This is a genomic window from Pseudoalteromonas arabiensis (assembly GCF_001550155.1).
Taxonomy (GTDB): Bacteria; Pseudomonadota; Gammaproteobacteria; order Enterobacterales; family Alteromonadaceae; genus Pseudoalteromonas; species Pseudoalteromonas arabiensis.
Genome location: NZ_LRUF01000026.1, coordinates 435737 through 453883 on the forward strand (window position 1 = coordinate 435737; position 18147 = coordinate 453883).

Below are 18147 nucleotides of genomic sequence, written 5' to 3' on the forward strand. Positions count from 1 at the left end.
AGTATCTTGCCCGCTTTCTAATGTGGAGTGGAATTATGGCAACACGTAAGCCAATGGTTGCAGGTAATTGGAAAATGAACGGCTCATTAGAGCTCGTTGAACAGTTATCTCAGGCAATTAAAAACGTTCAATCGGATGAACTGGATATTGTGGTTTTTCCACCATTCCCATTGATGAGTAGTTTGCTACAACGTGATGTGCTTGTTGGCTCACAGACTGTATCTGAGAATCAAGCAGGTGCATTTACAGGTGAAGTCGATGCGCAGCTTATAAAAGATTTAGGCGCCACATACACATTGGTTGGTCACTCAGAACGTCGAAGCATTTACGGTGAGTCAGACCAAATTGTTGCAGAAAAATTCGCTCGTGCGCAAGAAGTAGGCTTAACACCTATATTATGTGTTGGTGAAAGTGAGCAACAACGCGAAGCAAATGAAACCGAATTAGTGGTTGCAGCACAAATTGATGCTGTAATTGATAAATTAGGTGTAGCAGCACTGAAGAATTCTGTGGTAGCATACGAGCCCGTTTGGGCCATTGGTACAGGTAAAACTGCTTCACCTGAGCAAGCTCAAGCTGTGCATAAATTTATCCGCGAAAAAGTCGCTTCACTAGATAGCGATTTAGCCGCGCAGCTAACCATCTTATATGGTGGTAGCGTGAATGAAAAAAATAGCGAATTATTATTTGCACAACCAGATATAGATGGCGGCCTTATTGGCGGCGCAAGTCTAAAAGCAGACTCATTCACTGCAATCTGTGAGAGTGCAAAAGGGACCGTATAAGATGTACGAAATTTTATTAGTAGTTTATTTAATCGTTGCTTTAGCACTTGTTGGTATGGTTTTAATCCAACAAGGTAAAGGCGCAGACATGGGCTCATCATTCGGTGCAGGCGCTTCTGCTACTGTGTTTGGTTCATCTGGTGCTGGTAACTTTATGACTAAAACAACGACAATTCTTGCCACAGTATTCTTTGTGTTAAGTATTGTTTTAGGTAACCTTACAGCCGGTCAAATTAAAAAGACTGACGAATGGGAAAACCTAGAAGCTGCGCCAGCTGTTGAAACAGTAACACCAGCACAAGATGATGTGCCTGTTACTGAAGAGAAAAGCTCTGACGTACCAAACTAATTAGCGTTGCTAAATTAGGTTAAGCAGTTACTTTCCTCAAGTAATAATAACGCTTAACAACATACAAAAATTGTATGCGGATGTGGTGGAATTGGTAGACACGCCATCTTGAGGGGGTGGTGGCTTAGGCCGTGGGGGTTCAAGTCCCCCCATCCGCACCAAATTTGAAAAGCCGTTACTTAACAGTAACGGCTTTTTTCGTTTTTTCACTCTTTCTACTCGTCTTGTGCATTTATGTGGCAAAAGCTTTTCCTGTGTTTATATTCATTGAAAAAGAAAAATTCTATTTGAACTTTCCTTTTTTGTACTCTCGGTTAGTATTTTACTGATAGGTGAATAATACCAATCCGCAATAATACTTAATCATTTTGAGGGATTAAACCTGTCGCTACCGGCGTTAAAAATTTCTGATTTAGAACAACTAAATAACGAAATTTTTGCCTTGCTATCAACGAGGTTTTATTGCCTCAAAATAGAACACTTAATTAAGCGAATTGGTATAACATGACGATAGTGATTTATTTAAGTGCGATAGAGGGATACGCAGAACAAGACCTGATCGCACGCCCTTACTTTTGGTTGCAATTACCAACGTAGATACACATTTTACCTCCCATATATTTCAACTGCTACAAAGCATTTATGCATATCAATCGTGAAGACAATACACGCTGATTAGCAAGATAATTACTTCTAGTTGTAGATGTGAGCCTAACTGAATTGGTTGAGTTCATCATAGGAGATACAAAGCGCAAATATGACACCTTATTTTAAGGTCGGTTATAGCTTGATTGTTAGTTGTCTATCCAGCCTAGTGATTTACTTACTCTTTAAGCTGTTTGCTGACATGTTTTCTCTTTTGCTAGGAAAACACAGTCAATCAGATCCAATTCAGCCTTTCACTATCATTATCTTTGTCACCTTAGCTTTTTTAGCTATTTTTGATTTTGGGAAAACTATTTTGGAGGAAGAGATCCTCATGCATAAAGCTATTTTTCGCTACAGCTCAACCAGACGAACAATCACACGGTTTATCTCAACGATTTTGATTGCAGTCTCAATAGAGGCATTACTTACTATGTTTAAGGCTGTTCTAGGACAAGTTGAGTACGTAATACCTGCGGTTCTAATGATGTTCGCAGTTGTCGGTTTATTATTAACATTGGCGGTCTATGTCTACTTAGGCGCAAAGCCAGAAGATGTATTAATGCAAGGTTCAACGCCTCAATACAAAGCAATAAGAGTGGAATTTTTGGTTGTAAACGGGCTTTAGATACAGTCATTAATTGTTATGAAGTTTATTTTTGTTTATACAAACTAACTGATTTGTCGTGGTATTTGTTTAAAGCCCATTTATAGCATTATTTCTAGTAGAAGAAGCTGAATATTACCTGAATTTTAAGCTGAATGTTAGATGAATGAGGTGTTGGGCTTAGCCTCTGTGGGTATGAAATTAGCGTTTGTTTAGCCTCTATTGATAAACAGCCTCTGTCTATTTTTTTGGAGCTCATAAATAAGCTAAGCAAATAGCAACAACCTTTCTAGAAAAACTCCTTTAGACTTCTTCCGTGTTAACAAACCTGCTCAAAGGATATGGGTGAATGATGAAAAAATGCATGTTAGTTCTTTTCATTTTCAGCACTTTTTACAGTGTAGCCTCCGATGATGTGAGTTTAACATTGGAAGGATACATAAAAGCAAAGTGCGGTTTTACAATGCAAGAAAATGATTTGCAGTTTCCACATAATGGTTTGGTTAGCACTGAGTTAGTTATTAACTGTAACTCACCAATGAGGATGTCATTGCACTCTGAGCATGGCGGATTACTTCATTTACAGGGCAGGAAAGTCAACGGGTACAGGGTAAGCTTGTCAGTTGCAGGGCTATCGCTAAGTGAATCATTTTTAGCGCGAAATCTTGTCGATTCACACACTCTGAATATTGACCAAATCTTGTTTAAGAAGACGATGAATTTACAGTTAGAGTTAACAGAGCCACTTATATATGCAGGTGAGTATAAGGATATCTTGCGTATAGAAATGACCCCAGCTGCCAGTTCTGGCGGAATTTGGTAAGTCATTAAGAAATAATGCTTAAATAACATGGATAAGGAATAAACTAATGAAAAAATTAATCACACTTTCAGCAATCGCTGTTCTTACTTCTGGTACTGCTTTAGCGGAAAACCTAAACGTTGGTGGTGCAGTTGAGTCAATTTGTGAAGTTAGCAATGTAAACACAACAACCTATTTTCCTGCATTAGCAAAAGATCAAACAAAAACAATTGGCTTTGATTTGCAGTGTAACGATGCTGACGGCGCAACAATGTCTTTAACGACAGCCGAAGGTCACTTACAAAACGCAGACCGCGAAGACCAAGGGGTAGGGTACACTGCTGAATTAAATGCGAACCCATTCGCTTTTACACTTGTTGCTGAAAATGGTCATAACGACCAAAGCGTTGAGCAAAGCCAGCCAGGCTCTTTTGCTCTAGCTGCCGGTGGTGTTGCAGGCACAATCGAGTTAACTATTACGCAAAACCCAGTTTTCTCTGGTACTTATGCTGATACGTTAATGTTAGCTATTACAGCTAACTAAACTTGATGAAAAAAGAGCAGCTAATGCTGCTCTTTTTTATGGGAGATCATATGCGCTTTTTAATCATATTTTTGACTTGTTTTTGGTCATTACATAGTTATGCATTCCAAGTTCAGCCCATGGTTGCTGAGTTAAAGCCTTCAGGTTCAAATTCACAGCAAAGAATTCGGGTTATGAATAATTCAAATGAACCATTAACTATTGAGCTCACAGCGTTTGATTTAGAAATCAACAAGGCGGGCGATGAAGAGCTGAAGCTTAACGAGGAAGATTTTTTGATTATTCCTATGACGACAATCGTTCAGCCTGGAAAAACTCAATCTGTATTGGTTCGCTATATTGGTGATCCCGCTATATCAGTATCAAAGTCGTATCGTATAGCTGTTGATCAAGTTCCTGTCGATATTAATGAAATTAAACAATCTGGTGTTGGTATGTCGGTAAGTTTTAGAACACTGTTTAATGTCGTACCAGAACAAGCAACGGCTAAGTTATTAGTTAAAGAAAAGCAGTTGCAACAAGCGGGTGTTTGGAAAATATTACTTGAAAATGAAGGTGACAAATTTATACGCCTTTCCCAAGCAAAGTGGCTTTTTAAAAATCAAGAAGAGCAGCTTTTATTAGAAGGTGAAGAGCTCAGTAAAGCCTTGAGTGGCAAGCTATTATTACCGCACTCTGAGCGTGAGGTAACTATAAAAGTGCCGGCTAAGTTTTCACCGCAAAATAGTCAGTTAGAGGTGCTATTCTAATGCGCTGGTGTTTGGTTGCTTATTTATTTATGTCGCTATCTTGTTTTGCTATAGAAGTCACCCCCATGGTGCTTACTTTAGATCCAACGATGACCTCGCAACCAGCATATAGCAGGGTAAGGAATACGTTAAACCGTGATTTAGCGTTTGAAATAGAAGTGTACGAGGTTGACTTTTCAAAGCAGCAGCCTCAATTCCATTATCTTGACGAGCCACCGATCTGGGTGTTTCCACCCACGATTTACCTTAAGAAAAATGAACAGCAACGCATTCAGTTTCGCTGGAACGGTGATACCCCTAAAACAGATAAAACATATCAAGTTACTTTGGTTGAACAAGTTGTGTCTGGGCAAACAAGCGAGGTATCGCAGTTAACAATGTTATTAAACGTGAATATGATTGTGCACGTGCATCAACAAGCGTTTGAGGCTAATTTAGTCGTTGAGAATATCGACTGTCTTGAAAAACAATGTAGTTTTGATGTTCGTAATGTTGGCGATGGGGCCTCACGTTTAAGTGAGTATGAAATCATTATTAGTTCCAAGGATAAGCCGCAACTAACTTTTGATAAACAGCAACTAAAAGCATTGGGCTACGATGTTTTCTTTGCGCCTTCTGCCATCTCTCATGTTTCTATTCCAATATTAAAAGAAGGACATGTCGATTTAACTTCTCCTACAGTCACTTTGAAAAAGTAACATGCGTGCCTATATTTGCTTTGTTTTCTTCGTTTTGGCTGCACCTATATATGGGCAGATCAACCCCACATCAGAGCCTATTGAATTAACGGTTGATACACGGATTAATAAAAACGCGATTGGCAGCATTACTTTGATTGTTACACCAAAGGATAAGTTAGTTTTGAAGTGGCCTGAGATTGAGCCACATTTTGCGCCAATGTTATTCGCGCAAAGCCAAGAAAATATTGCCAACCAAGCTAACTCACAGCAGCTTATTGATGTTGATAAGTTAGAAAAGATAGGCATTGAAGTGGCGTTCTCTATGCTCGATTTTAGTTTAGATATAACTGTGCCACTTTTAATGACAAAGCCTAAAAGTCTAAGTGTGATGTCCTATCGTCAAGGCTTAAAACCCACAAAACCAGCCTCCGTGAGCGGCTATTTAAATCTACGCTCAAGCTATTTGTATCAACTAGATAAAGAACGAGATTTAACGCAAAGGCAACTGACTGTAAGACCCGAAGGAGTTATAAACTTCCACAGTTGGGTATTAGAGAACGAAGCCGAATATGAGTCAAATGATAAAAAAAGTAACTTTAAACGTCTTGGAACACGTTTAATTCATGACTTACCTGAGCAAGGGATGCGCGTTTCTATTGGTGATAACTATAGTTCTGGAAGTTATTTTCAATCCACTACTAGAATGCTAGGGCTATCGCTTGCTCATGATTTCTCTCTCGTTTCTGACAGGCCGATTCGGCCAAGTGCATCACAAAGCTTTACGCTTGAGTCTCCCTCATCAGTTGACGTGCTTGTGGATGATCGTTTAGTACAACGTTTGAATTTAGCTGCAGGTATTTACTCATTGAACGATATCCCTCTTGACGAAGGTAATAACAATATTGTGCTGCGAATAACGGATAGCGCAGGTGTGGTTCGACTGGTTAATTTTACAGTGACCACAGGTCTAGATTTGTTTGCACAAGGGCAACTGGAATATGAGGTCCATTTAGGTTTTCCAAGCTCACTACGAGATAAATTAACTTATGCTTGGGAAAAACCACTACTGTCTTCGTATTTAGATTATGGCGTGACGCCAAGTTGGACTATAGGTATGTCGGCACAAGGTAATGAAGATGCTCAGCAAATTGGTTTAAAACAAATCTATGCCACACCACTAGGTCAATTAGCTTTTGAAAATACCTTAAGTTTAAATGATGGCTATGCCTATCGCCTAGTTTATAGCACGTTTAATGACCCATCATATAATGGCGTAGACTTTACATTGGGCTATGAATACACAAATCGAGATTATCGTAGGCAAAGTTTTTCTGGATTACAAAGTGACGGGTTAAGCCAAAGAGAGCATTTTATTCAAGCTAACCTTAATATTGTGTCCGAAATGAGAATGCAAACATCCTTGTACTCCACGTTTTCACGACGTCATGATCAAGCACAGTTTGATAAATCAGCAGGTCTTGTGCTCTCTTCAGAGCTATTTAACCATCAATGGCGTTATTCACTTGGCGGGCAGTGGGAAGATATAAATGCACAGTCGCAATGGGGGTTTAGTGCCTCTATTACTTATAAGTTTTCAAATACGCGACGAGTGAAGCTTAGCCATCAATCTAAACGTGATAAGACTCGCTTTGAGTTTAATCAAGATGGTAATCAACGATATGTAGGCGCATTGAGCGTTCGCTCTGGACTTGAAAGGAATGAGCTAAACGAAGCTATTTTTGATCTAAATACCCAATACAATGCTAACCGTTTTCTAGCAAGCTTTGATCACGGAACGTATTACAAACAGTTAAACTCGCGTACAGCCTATCATCAAAGCCGCTTAAGTGGTGCAGCAAGTCTTGCATTTGCAAATACAAGTTGGACTGTTGGAAAGCCAATTGAAGATAGTTTTGCCTTAGTATCTGCCCATAGTAGTTTATCCGGCAAAAAGATCAGTTTAGGTAGAACAGAATCGCAGTACAGAGCAAGTAATGCTGACTTTAATACAATATTACTCAGTGATATCAACGCTTACGATAATTCCACAGTAACCCTAGATGTTGATGATTTAGCACCTGGCTATGATATTGGGGCGGGTGCAATCACATTTTATCCTTCATACAAGAGCGGCCATGTTGTGACCGTTGGCACCGATGCAAATATTTCTATCATTGCAACGCTGAAAACAACTGAAAACGAGCCTTTGGCATTACAAGTGGGTACTGCAAAATGTATTGATGAAGAAGCAGCAAAGCCTCTTACATTCTTTACCAGTAAAAGCGGACGTTTTGCTTTAACAGGTCTTAAACCTTGTCAGTACCAGATTTCTTTGAAAAGCGTCACTCACAAAACGCTTTTAATCGACGTGATAAAGGGTCAACAATTACAAAGAAAAGGGGTTATTTATGTTCAGTAAAATGCGTTTAGCTAAAAAATCGATACTAATTTTCTTTCTCATGCCTTTATCCAGTTGGGCAACATGTGATGCGACAATAGAAAGTATTCAGCAAGGTGTTGATAATCTCTCTGGGTATCATTCCTTACAACGAACGGACGCAGAAAAACAGCTCACACTTTATACGACAGCCACTGATGATTGCACGCTTTATGTGGCTCTAAGTAGTGAAAATAACTTCCAATTTATCGGGCAACATCAACATATTCCTTATCATATTGCCTCTTCAAGTTCGCTATTGAGTGGTCAAGTAAGCAGATTAGCCGTTGAAGACGGTCAAGCTAGCTTTGCGCTTACTATAGCGGCTGGTACACCCGTCAAAGCAGGTCAGTATCGTGATCGGCTAACATTACAATTAATGAATGAAAATAATGAGGTGTTGGATGATTACGAACTCAACGTTGACGTGAACATACCTGCCAATGTGTCCTTATCATTGTTAGGTTTCAGTAGTTCACATAACGTTGTTAATCTTGGAGAGTTAGTTGCGAATAAAGAATATGCGATGTTACCCACACTGAAAGTGGTTACAAACGCAGATGTCGCTATAAAAGTTGATTCCGAGAATAAAGGGAAGTTAATACACACTCTCTACCAAAGTCGCTTTGCTATTGACTATTCCTTGATAATGAATGGAAGAAATATCGATCTTAAACAGCGCTCAGTAAAAACATTTTCGTTTTCGGATCAAACTGTTTTTTTATTACCTCTAAAAATAAAGTTGGCCCAATTTCAAAATCAAGCTGCAGGTCATTATTCCGATACAGTTAGGTTCCAAATTAGTCCGCTGAACTACTAAATTTACTTAAGTTCTTTTCGCACCATTGCAGGGCTTTTTGCTTATTTTTAACATTTATCTTTTGGTAGATTTTATGTAAATGAACACGCACAGTTGCTTCACTGATGAACAACGAATCTGCAATTTGTGGGGAGCTTGCACCACCCCAAAGTAAATTAAGAACTTTAATCTCTTTAAAAGTGAGGTTATTAGATTGCAAAGTCGTTTTTTCTTCAGATGCAAGTAATTCCCTCATCCACGTGTCAGACACTGTTCGTGGAAACCATAAATCCCCTTTTCCAATCGCTTCTAGGCCTTGTTTGAAAATATGTTCCTCAGTACCTTGATAAAATAAACCTTTTAATTTTGGCCACTCTTTGAGGGAGGTTACATCAGCATCGTAAGGAATATTAAAAATCACTAGATTAGTGTAACCACGTGCGTTCATAAATTGAGCTATCATTTCTTGTGTTGTAAGTATATTGAGGGAGTCAAAATTTATAAGTAATGTTTCACTTTCATCAGCAACACAATAAGATAGAGAACACACAGAGTAAGACTTGTTGTTTTTTCTATTAACGAGATTATCCATATCCACACCAGTATTATTAATTACCGTAAAAATATAGTTTTAATGAATGGTTTTCAACTATTAGATTGAGACATTGCGATAGTTAAAAAGTACTGGTGTTTAGCTGTTTTAGACATTTTTAGTAATAAAAATATAAATTTTTTTCTAAATCGAGAGGTAAAATATTCCTTTATTTCTTCAAAGACTGCCTTAAAACCTTGAACTGTTAAGCAATTACTCTATTATTAATGTTGGTGATATTTTTTCTCTACACTATTCATTAAATCTATTCATATAAGCGTTTATTTTAGTTTAGTTTTCTAATGCGTTATGTTTAGTTGCTTCATCTGAACATGAAACAAAAAGAGGTTTTTTTATACACTTTTTCATTAATTTTAAAAAAATTATACATGTTTTCACAAAACTGACATATAATATCCCTCCAAGGGAAAGATGCTTAACGCTAAGCATCTTTTTTTATGCCTAAAATTCACAGGCAAAAAACACACACGGTATCCTTTGGAGTTTAAATGAAATTACGTCATCTCTCACAAATAAGTGTCGCGATATTCGCCGCCTTATCTACATCAGCATTAGCTGAACAAGAAAAAACCACCGCTAAACAAGATGCTTTCGAAAAAATAGAAGTAACAGCGCGTAAGCGTACCGAAAGTATTTTTGAATCACCCACAGCGGTTACGTCAATAGGTGAAAACCTTATTGATAAAGCGAATATGAGTAATTTGGAAGACATTGGTAAGTATGTGCCAAATTTGAATATTACGCGTTATGGTGTCGGTAATGCAGCACATGCTTCTGTATTTATCCGTGGCATAGGTTTGCAAGATCATGTGATCACCACAGATCCTGGTGTCGGTGTTTACCTCGACGGTGTTTATTTAGGTCGTCAAATGGGCTCAAACCTGTCACTACCTAATGTTGATCGTGTTGAAGTGTTACGTGGCCCACAAGGTACGTTATATGGGCGCAACACGCTTGGTGGCGCGGTAAACATTATTACTAAGCAACCAGGTGATGAAGGTATCATTACAACAACAGCTAAAGTAGGTAGCCGTGGTCGTTTGGCAGGTGATGTTTATTTCAACAACAGCTTAACTGATACACTTAGTATGTCGGCAAGTGTGTCATATAAACAGCGTGATGGTGTTGGTGAAGCTATTAATCTTGCCAATCCAGAAAAAGAGATCGGGGAAGAGCAAGAGTTAAGTGGCCGTATGGCACTTAAGTGGCAGGCTAGCAATGACTTATCGTTAACTTTCTCTTTAGATGGGGTTGATAACAAGTCAGGCCAATCACCTTACACTATTGAGCTTACAAGCCCGCTGGATGCAAGCGATCCATTTAACGGCGATTTCCCGTTATTGACAGCAGACATGCTACCAAGCGATCCGGATGATTTGGCAACGACTGTAGCAGGTATCGAGTCAACCGCTTATTCTGGTTGGGGTACGTCACTGATTGCTGACTGGGATATCAACAATACCTATACTGCTAAGTTTATTACAAGTTATCGTACGTCAGAGTACGAAGGGGGTCTTGATGATGACGCAGTCGCGCTCAACTTATCAGAGTTCCCTGAAGAGGGGGGGGCAGATCAGTATTCATTTGAAATCCAGTTGAATGGTAGCTTCGACAATATGGACTTCGTTTCAGGGTTATATTTCTTTAATGAAGACGGCTTCACCAGCTCTGGTCCATTTGTATTTAGCCCATTTAACACGCCCAACGGGCTTTTGAATGACGGTGTTACCCCATCATTTGGCGACTATGGCTTTTTTGATATTAACCAAGAAACAAACTCGTATGCAGCGTACATCAATGCAAGCTATGATCTGACTAATGAGCTGACAGTAGGGGGGGGGCTTCGTTATTCAAAAGATAAAAAAGAGGCTGATGCACTTTTCCCTTCATTCCCATCACGTAAGTTCGTGAGCGCAGATTTTGATGCTGTAACATGGGATATCAACGCCTCGTATCAGCTGTCAAATGACATGAACTTGTATGGTCAAATTCAAAAAGGCTATCAAACAGGCGGTTTTCCTCCTCGTCCATTTGGCGGCCCAGATCAATTTGTATCATTTGATGAAACCAAAGCAATTAACTATGAAGTGGGTCTAAAAGGACAAGTACACGAAAATATCTCAATGATGCTAGCTGTATTTGTAACTGATTACACAGATTTAGCGCTACCATTTTCAGATCCAACAGCCGGTGGCGGATTTGTCACGATTGTTGAAAATGCCGGTGAGTCTAAAGCACAGGGTATTGAACTAGAAACAACCATAGCCATCACTGATGATTTTACTCTGCGCAGTGCCATTGGTTATCTTGATTCAGAGATCACAGAAGTGGATGATGGCGTAATGGGGATCGGTAAAGGTGACTCGCCAGCTTTGACTCCTCGATGGACCGTGATGCTTGCGCCTTCTTACTTCATGGATTTAAGCAATGGCGGTACATTGGCTATTAACGCGAATTACTCATATCGCAGCGATATGCAGGGTCAATCTGTGTTTAATCAAAGCGAACACATTGAGTCACGTGAACTTGTAGGTTTCAATATTTCTTACTTAAACCCATACGGTGACTTTGAAGTAACCTTGTATGGCGAAAACGTATTGAATGAAGTTTATGATGTAGGTCGATTGCAGCAATCGGGCTTTGTCGGTGTGATGCGTAGCAATGACCGTAGTGAGTTTGGTCTTAAATTCAAAAAAGACTTTGAACTATAGTCTAACCAGTAAAGTAAAAGGGTAAGCAGTTGCTTACCCTTTTCTATTAATTATTACTTTCTTGTTCACGTTTTTCACGTGCTTCTCTAAGCTCTTCAGCAAGTTCTCTTGCTTTTTGCTTAGTTTTTTCTGACAGCTCGCCAGCAGCTTCTTTGCTCTCAATCCATGCGTCGATGGCAATTTCTTTACCGTCATCATACATGTTTAAGCCCATCTTTTTACTTTCTTCCAGAAGCTCTTGTAAAGATTCATCATTAAACTCATTGGTGGTATCTTTTACTTCATCCCACGCATCGTTTAGTGCTTGTTTTACTTCTTCTTTAGCTTCGGCAGCGTCCTTTTTAGCTTCGTTGGCATCTTCGCAACCTGTCAAGGCTACACAACCTAATAAAACTAAGCTTGCTAATTTATTCATATTTTCCTCTAATGGTTCATGAACATTCAAATAAGTATAAGCAATTAAAAATGAACATAGCTAGAACAAAGCGTCTGAGTTTTAGGTTAATGGATGAAAATGATGCCCAGCTACTTTATGAGCTTGATAACGACCCTGATGTTATGAAGTACTTAACACGAGGCAAGACCTCCTCGCTGCAATCGATCAAAGACGTATTTATTCCGCGTTTGAATGCCTATCGTAATGAACAAAAAGGATGGGGGTTGTGGCAAGTGAATATCACTCAAAGTAATACGTTTATAGGGTGGGTGCTAGTGAGACCCATGGGCTTTTTTGAACAGCCTGATTATAGTGACCTAGAGATTGGTTGGCGATTTAAACAAATAAGCTGGGGCAAAGGTTACGCATCAGAAGCTGCACTTGCTGTTGCACACTCAGTAAGCCAGTTTAAAGAGGTCAAATCCCTGTCTGCAACAGCATTAAAGGATAACCTAGGTTCAATAAACGTAATGAAAAAACTGGGCCTTAGTTTTGTAAAAGAATACCAACATAGTGATGAGCACGGCGAGTTACCCGCAGTGCTTTATTCGTGCTCAAAAGAGCAATTAGCGCCTTTGAGCGCAACTCATTGATTTGCATGCTCTGGCATGTATTAATGCTTAAAATAAAATCAAAAAAGGAAGTGTCATGCCAAATTTAACTAAGTATGCGGCTGGGTTATGTGTAGCTACCGTGTTGTTTTTTCACACATCGTTGTTTGCTAAGCAAGCAGCGGCTGCCATGCCTGACAGCTACAGCAGTGATACTGCACGCGCCATTTTAGAGCAAGGGGGAAATGCCGTAGATGCCGCCATTGCTGCTCAGTTTGTACTAGCTGTTACTCTACCAGAGGCAGGAAATATTGGCGGCGGCGGTTTTATGCTGATCCAAAAAGAGGGCAAAGGGGACTTTATCGACTACCGTGAAACAGCCCCTGCTGGGGCTCATCGTGATATGTATCTTGATGAAAAAGGTAATGTGATTGATAACATGTCTGTGTATGGTATTCACGCAAGTGGCGTTCCCGGTAGTGTGGCGGGTATGTGGTTAGCACACCAGAAGCATGGCACACTAGAATGGAAAACCTTAGTTGAGCCTGCACTAAAGCTCGCTGAAGACGGGTTTATTGTTCATCCAAAGCTGGCAGGGAGTATCGAGCGCTATATTGCACGCATGGCGAAAAAATCGGTTAAGGTTAATTTTGCTGATTATTTTGCTGATGCAAAAGCCGATAAGCTTTTTAAACAACCAGAATTAGCGGCAACCTTAAAGCGCATTCGTGACCAAGGTAAAGCCGGCTTTTATGAGGGGGAAACGGCTAAAATTATTGCAAGCTTTATGAAGCAACATGGCGGGATCATTACCGAGCAAGATTTAAAAGCGTATCAAGCAAAGTCTCGCACACCTATAAAAGGCAAATGGCGTGACTTTGAAGTATTAACCTCGCCGCCACCAAGTTCTGGTGGTATTGCTATTTTGCAATGGTTGAAAATGTATGACCTTGCCAAACCTAAAGAGCCGCTTGCGCATAACTCAACCACTTATGTACACATACTTTCTGAGGTAGGTAAACGTGTGTTTGCTGACCGTGCAGAGTACTTAGGTGATCCTGACTTTTATGATGTACCAAAAACAGCTTTATTAGCCGATAGTTACCTTGCAAAACGTGCAAGTACCATTCGCCCTGATGCAATTTCCACGACCGAGAATATCAAACCAGGGCTTCATGAAAGTGAGCAAACCACGCATTTTTCTATTATGGACAAGTGGGGAAATGCGGTTGCGAATACCACGACAATAAATTTAAGTTTTGGTAGCGGTGTTGTTGTCTCAGGGGCCGGGTTTATTTTGAATGACGAAATGGACGACTTTAGCGCCAAACCTGGGGTGATGAATGTGTTTGGTGCTCTAGGCGGAGAAGCAAACGAGATCCAGCCTCATAAACGTATGCTAAGCTCAATGACACCAACAATGCTATTAAAAGATAACAAAGTTAAAATGGTCACAGGCTCTCCTGGTGGTACAACTATTATTAGTTCAGTTTACGAGTCTATTTTAAATGCTGTTGAGTTTAATATGCCCGCAGAGCAAGTCGTAAATAGCCCGCGATTCCATCATCAATTATGGCCAAAAAATGTCATTAGACATCATAGCGGTTTTGAGCCAAGTGTAGTAAAAGCGCTTGAGAAAATGGGCTATACACTCAATGAACGCCGTTTTGGTGATATGCATGTCATTATTAACAAAGAAGGTAAGCTAGATGCTGCCTCTGAAGCATCTGGTCGCGGTAAGGCCATGGTGTTTTAGCTTGTTTCATGGTTTGCAGCAAACAGTAAAAAAGCACCCTCGGGTGCTTTTTTACTTGAGCTTGACTTGCTTAACCAATAGCTGGAATAAGTCCCGCCATTTGTGCGCCTTGAGCACTGATAATCAATACACCAAATAATGCAGCTAACACTAAACCTATATTTCCGCCCTTAACTTGATAACCCGTATTAGAGTGACTGCAACGTTGTTTATAAACCATAGCAACAGGTAAAAATACGGCTAAGATCACTAATGCAATGGCGGCATAGCCTAGCGCCATAATAAAACCTTGAGGATAAAATAAGGCAAACCCCAAAGGCGGTAAAAAGGTAATTAATGCGGTTTTAATTCTATCTTTACTGCCGTCACCTTTTTTGAAGGTGTCTGCAAAAAAATCAAATAGACCTAAGCTTACCCCAAGAAAAGAGGTCGCCAGTGCTAAGTCTGCAAAAATGTTAACAGCCGTTGCTACATGAGGGCTGTGTGCGATGCTTGCAACACTACTTACAAACCCTGGCAATCCCTGACTTTGCAATAAATCGCTTTGACTCATCATTCCTTGGCTTAAAAGTTGCCAGAAAATATAAATAACAAGAGGCAGAGCAGCACCTGCAATCATTACTTTACGCAGTGTTTTAATATCTAAGCCTACGTATTTCACAATGGACGGAATAGAGCCATGAAAACCGAATGAGGTAAACACCACAGGAATGGCCGATAGAATCAGTCCTTGCTCAAGCGGCATTTCGAGTAAATGCTGACCATGAACATAAGGGGTAAGCATATAAAATAAGCTCGCTAACACACATACTTTGATGGTAAACAGCACGCGATTAAGCTTATCGACCTTACTGGTGCCAAGCGTGACAACCGTGCCAATCACAATCGCTAATACGACCGAGCCAACTTGTGGTGCTAAAGACATTGATAGACCATTGTTGAGTTTCTCTTGTAGTTGCGCACCGCCGCCTGCGATATACGCGGCACATAACGCATAAAATAAGAACATCACTGAAAAATTAGCCACCCACTGTCCTCGCTTGCCCAGCCAAGACTTTGCGAGTGTATTGAGTGTGGCGTCTCTGTCGGCATACTGATGCAACTCAAGCATAAGTAGTGCGGTGTAGGTCATTAAAGCCCATGTAATGAGTATGAGTGATAACGCTGTTGTAAAACCAAGCCCTGCGGAGGCGATGGGCAATGCCAGCATCCCTGCACCTATGGTGGTGCCAGCAACAATTAACATGCTGCCGATTGTTTTATTTTTAAGCACTTCTTGCCCCTTAAACTTCGTGAGAGGCAAGCAAGATATAACTTGTTTCATAAAACTTAAATAGTTTTGTTATAAATCAAAGAAATTAAATGTAACTTATGATTTACAAGTGCAAACCTAGTGTGAGTTAGTGGCTGAATTTTATTCGATAAAGTTTATCAACACGTATTGACAAAACCATTATTTAGTCGGATTCTTAATGTTCTTCAATTTACTTTTGATAATTATGATGCAGCCAAATAACCGACCAAATAATTGTAATACGCACCTGCTAATGTCAGTCGTGTGGTCAGTTATGCTCTGCGGTTAATAAAGTAAATATTACTAACCGCGTTCAAAGCGGTTGGTTATTCTCTCTAATTTTCTTCCGCTTTTTTCGCCTCTTAAAGGAATAAGCGTGTGCCAGTAAAAGCCTCATATTTTTTCATGGTGGTTATTTGGTCTACAACTCCATTGGGTATTGTTTGGAGTAGTGAAACTGTTGCTCCTACCTTAGCGGTTCTATTACGAATGCTGGTGGGGTTAGTGTTGGCTGCTTTCGTGGTTGCCGTGGCTAATATTCGTGTGCCTTGGCACCGTCGTGCGTTATTTTTGTATGGCTATTCGAGTATCGGTATTTTTGGGGGTATGCTACTTAGCTACATGGCAGCTAAAACTGTTCCATCTGGGTTAATTTCTTTGATGTTTGGTTTGGCGCCTATTTTATCTGGGCTACTAGCCCAAAAAATCCTTAACGAACCTAAATTCAGTAGCATAAAACTTGCCTCCTTAGGGTGTGCATTAATAGGGCTGTTTTTAGTCAGTCAGCGTCACATTCAGGGGGGCGTAGAGCAGTTAAGTGGTCTGTTATATGTATTCATGGCGGTATGCTTTTTTAGCTTAAGTGGTGTAATGATTAAGCGGGTTAAAATAGCGATTCATCCGATGGCGACAACGTTTGGTGCTTTAGTTTTTGTAACCCCTTTGTTTTTTATTACATGGTTAGTTGTTGATGGGCAGTTTAATAGCCATATGTGGAGCGCAAAATCGTTGTATTCAATTATGTATTTGGGTGTCTTTGGGTCGCTCATTGGCGCATTAGCTTATTTTCATGTATTGCAAAAGTTAAACGCTAGTACGGTGGCACTTACCACTCTCATAACGCCTAGCTTTGCAATTGCCATTGGTGGAATACTCAATAACGAAACAATAGATCACGCACTTATTGTCGGTGCAACCATTATTATGTTGAGCCTTGCTTGTTTTCAGTTTGGAGATAAGTGGCTAAAACGCATTAAGCGTGTAAAGCCAGTAGGCTTGGGTTAGGAGAGTGATAGCCGAATAACGGCTATCACATTTTTGCGATTTGAATAACTAAACGACGGTTTTTATTACGGTCTAAAATGTTGTCATTACTGGCAACATGACGTTTTTCGCCATAGCCTTCGGTATCGACTTTGCTTTCATCGATACCCAAAGCAACAATGTACTCTTTAATCGCTTTGGCACGCTTTTTAGACAGCTCAAGGTTGTTCCAACGACCGCCATAACTGTCTGTGTATGATGAAATTGAAATAGAAGCAATGCCGGTATCGTGTTTTAGGTACTCGGCAATTTTCTCTAATCGTTTTTGTGAGGCTTTAGTTAGCTTACTGGTATTTGGTTCGTAGTTCATAACCGTGAACGAAATATCTTCAAAGCTGTATGGCAACATAGAATCGCGGCATTGTAAAAACGCCCAATAAGCTTGCTTAAAGTTAACACTTGATAGGCCAACGGCAATTTTGTCGGCAGTATTTTGCCAATCTTGGTAGTAAAAGGTAGGTTGGTAGCCTTTTTCAAGCTCTGTTAGCATTTCCCATGCTGTTTTATTTCCCAGCTCGCCATCAAATTTACGCAACAGCTTCATATTTGCAATATCGCGGGCAGGCAACCCTGCTCGCCAACGAGGCGGAACTGCTTTTAAACCTGCAATACTGTAATTATCTGGGCGTACCACCATATCAAGATTAAAATTTACATCTTTATTTTTACTGGCAGCTGTGCTGAAAATGGCTTCGCCATAATAGGGAACTTCATGATTTAGTTGGCATTCAAGGCGCGACGTTTTAACCATTTGCCAGTTTGAGGTATCGGCAGTTGCTGCATACTCACGCATAGCACCAGTAGCATGCACACTGGCGAGCAAGGTTAAAAGGCTTAAATTTAAAGAAAGTAATGAAGGCTTCATCACAGGTATTCTCCAACTGATCATCAATGCCAACTATTTGGCATTTTGTTGCTTTAACACCCCAAAAGCTGACTTAATGAGGGGAATCGGTAAGTATAAAGCAAGTACTGTGCCTAAAAACGCGGTGAGAATCTGCTATTTCATCATATTTGCTCTAGCAGAGCCCCCTTGGTTTTTGACATAATAACCAGCTTACACAGG

General features: G+C 40.1%; 16 protein-coding genes, 1 tRNA gene and 1 pseudogene. 14 read left to right on the forward strand and 4 right to left on the reverse strand.

Annotated features, from left to right (window positions below):
• Positions 1–35: 35 nt before the first annotated feature.
• The 10 genes and pseudogenes from tpiA to PAARA_RS19140 all read left to right on the forward strand — a co-directional run bounded on the left by tpiA (position 36) and on the right by PAARA_RS19140 (position 8418).
• Positions 36–785: a triose-phosphate isomerase gene (tpiA, locus tag PAARA_RS19095; protein ID WP_062570573.1), complete on the forward strand. Its 750-nt coding sequence runs from the start codon at positions 36–38 to the stop codon at positions 783–785.
• A gap of 1 nt (position 786) precedes the next feature.
• Positions 787–1134, forward strand: a complete 348-nt coding sequence (gene secG, locus PAARA_RS19100) for a preprotein translocase subunit SecG (protein ID WP_062570574.1) — start codon at positions 787–789, stop codon at positions 1132–1134.
• Between the two features lie 76 nt (positions 1135–1210).
• Positions 1211–1295, forward strand: a tRNA-Leu gene (locus tag PAARA_RS19105).
• 532 nt (positions 1296–1827) lie between these two features.
• A pseudogene (locus PAARA_RS19110) lies at positions 1828–2407 on the forward strand (general glycosylation pathway protein); the annotation flags it as partial.
• 442 nt (positions 2408–2849) lie between these two features.
• Positions 2850–3209, forward strand: coding sequence for a hypothetical protein (locus PAARA_RS19115; protein WP_228074440.1), 360 nt, complete (start codon positions 2850–2852; stop codon positions 3207–3209).
• A 46-nt stretch (positions 3210–3255) separates the two neighbouring features.
• Positions 3256–3732 carry a hypothetical protein gene (locus PAARA_RS19120; RefSeq protein WP_062570576.1) on the forward strand — a complete coding sequence of 159 codons (477 nt, stop codon included), beginning with the start codon at positions 3256–3258 and terminating at the stop codon, positions 3730–3732.
• 50 nt (positions 3733–3782) lie between these two features.
• Positions 3783–4481 (forward strand): fimbrial biogenesis chaperone, encoded by a 699-nt coding sequence (locus PAARA_RS19125; RefSeq protein WP_062570803.1) that lies wholly within the window; start codon positions 3783–3785, stop codon positions 4479–4481.
• Complete coding sequence (locus tag PAARA_RS19130) at positions 4481–5179, forward strand: hypothetical protein (protein ID WP_062570577.1); 699 nt, start codon at positions 4481–4483, stop codon at positions 5177–5179. Before PAARA_RS19125 ends, PAARA_RS19130 begins: the two co-directional genes overlap by 1 nt.
• 1 nt (position 5180) lies before the next feature.
• Entirely contained in the window at positions 5181–7580 is a 2400-nt protein-coding gene (locus tag PAARA_RS19135; protein ID WP_062570578.1) for a fimbria/pilus outer membrane usher protein, read from the forward strand.
• Positions 7570–8418 carry a hypothetical protein gene (locus tag PAARA_RS19140; RefSeq protein WP_062570579.1) on the forward strand — a complete coding sequence of 283 codons (849 nt, stop codon included), beginning with the start codon at positions 7570–7572 and terminating at the stop codon, positions 8416–8418. The genes PAARA_RS19135 and PAARA_RS19140 overlap by 11 nt, the downstream gene beginning before the upstream one ends.
• On the opposite strand, the gene PAARA_RS19145 is transcribed toward PAARA_RS19140, so the two are convergent.
• Complete coding sequence (locus tag PAARA_RS19145) at positions 8399–8989, reverse strand: LuxR C-terminal-related transcriptional regulator (RefSeq protein WP_083515360.1); 591 nt, start codon at positions 8987–8989, stop codon at positions 8399–8401. The two genes, PAARA_RS19140 and PAARA_RS19145, sit on opposite strands and share 20 nt — an antisense overlap.
• A 509-nt stretch (positions 8990–9498) precedes the next feature.
• Here PAARA_RS19145 and PAARA_RS19150 point away from each other — a divergent pair.
• The gene (locus tag PAARA_RS19150; RefSeq protein WP_062570581.1) at positions 9499–11721 is read left to right on the forward strand and encodes a TonB-dependent receptor; all 2223 of its coding nucleotides are present in this window, start codon (positions 9499–9501) and stop codon (positions 11719–11721) included.
• 46 nt (positions 11722–11767) lie between these two features.
• On the opposite strand, the gene PAARA_RS19155 is transcribed toward PAARA_RS19150, so the two are convergent.
• Positions 11768–12136, reverse strand: coding sequence for a hypothetical protein (locus tag PAARA_RS19155; protein WP_062570582.1), 369 nt, complete (start codon positions 12134–12136; stop codon positions 11768–11770).
• A gap of 50 nt (positions 12137–12186) precedes the next feature.
• Between PAARA_RS19155 and PAARA_RS19160 the strand changes: the two genes are divergently transcribed.
• Positions 12187–12750: a GNAT family N-acetyltransferase gene (locus PAARA_RS19160; RefSeq protein ID WP_062570583.1), complete on the forward strand. Its 564-nt coding sequence runs from the start codon at positions 12187–12189 to the stop codon at positions 12748–12750.
• 55 nt (positions 12751–12805) lie between these two features.
• Positions 12806–14464, forward strand: a complete 1659-nt coding sequence (ggt, locus tag PAARA_RS19165; RefSeq protein ID WP_062570584.1) for a gamma-glutamyltransferase — start codon at positions 12806–12808, stop codon at positions 14462–14464.
• A 70-nt stretch (positions 14465–14534) separates the two neighbouring features.
• Here ggt and PAARA_RS19170 read toward each other — a convergent pair whose 3' ends face one another.
• Positions 14535–15737, reverse strand: a complete 1203-nt coding sequence (locus tag PAARA_RS19170; RefSeq protein WP_193988599.1) for an aromatic amino acid transport family protein — start codon at positions 15735–15737, stop codon at positions 14535–14537.
• A gap of 399 nt (positions 15738–16136) precedes the next feature.
• Between PAARA_RS19170 and PAARA_RS19175 the strand changes: the two genes are divergently transcribed.
• Complete coding sequence (locus PAARA_RS19175) at positions 16137–17042, forward strand: DMT family transporter (RefSeq protein ID WP_062570585.1); 906 nt, start codon at positions 16137–16139, stop codon at positions 17040–17042.
• A gap of 25 nt (positions 17043–17067) precedes the next feature.
• On the opposite strand, the gene PAARA_RS19180 is transcribed toward PAARA_RS19175, so the two are convergent.
• Complete coding sequence (locus PAARA_RS19180) at positions 17068–17946, reverse strand: flagellar protein MotY (protein ID WP_062570586.1); 879 nt, start codon at positions 17944–17946, stop codon at positions 17068–17070.
• Positions 17947–18147: the final 201 nt, after the last annotated feature.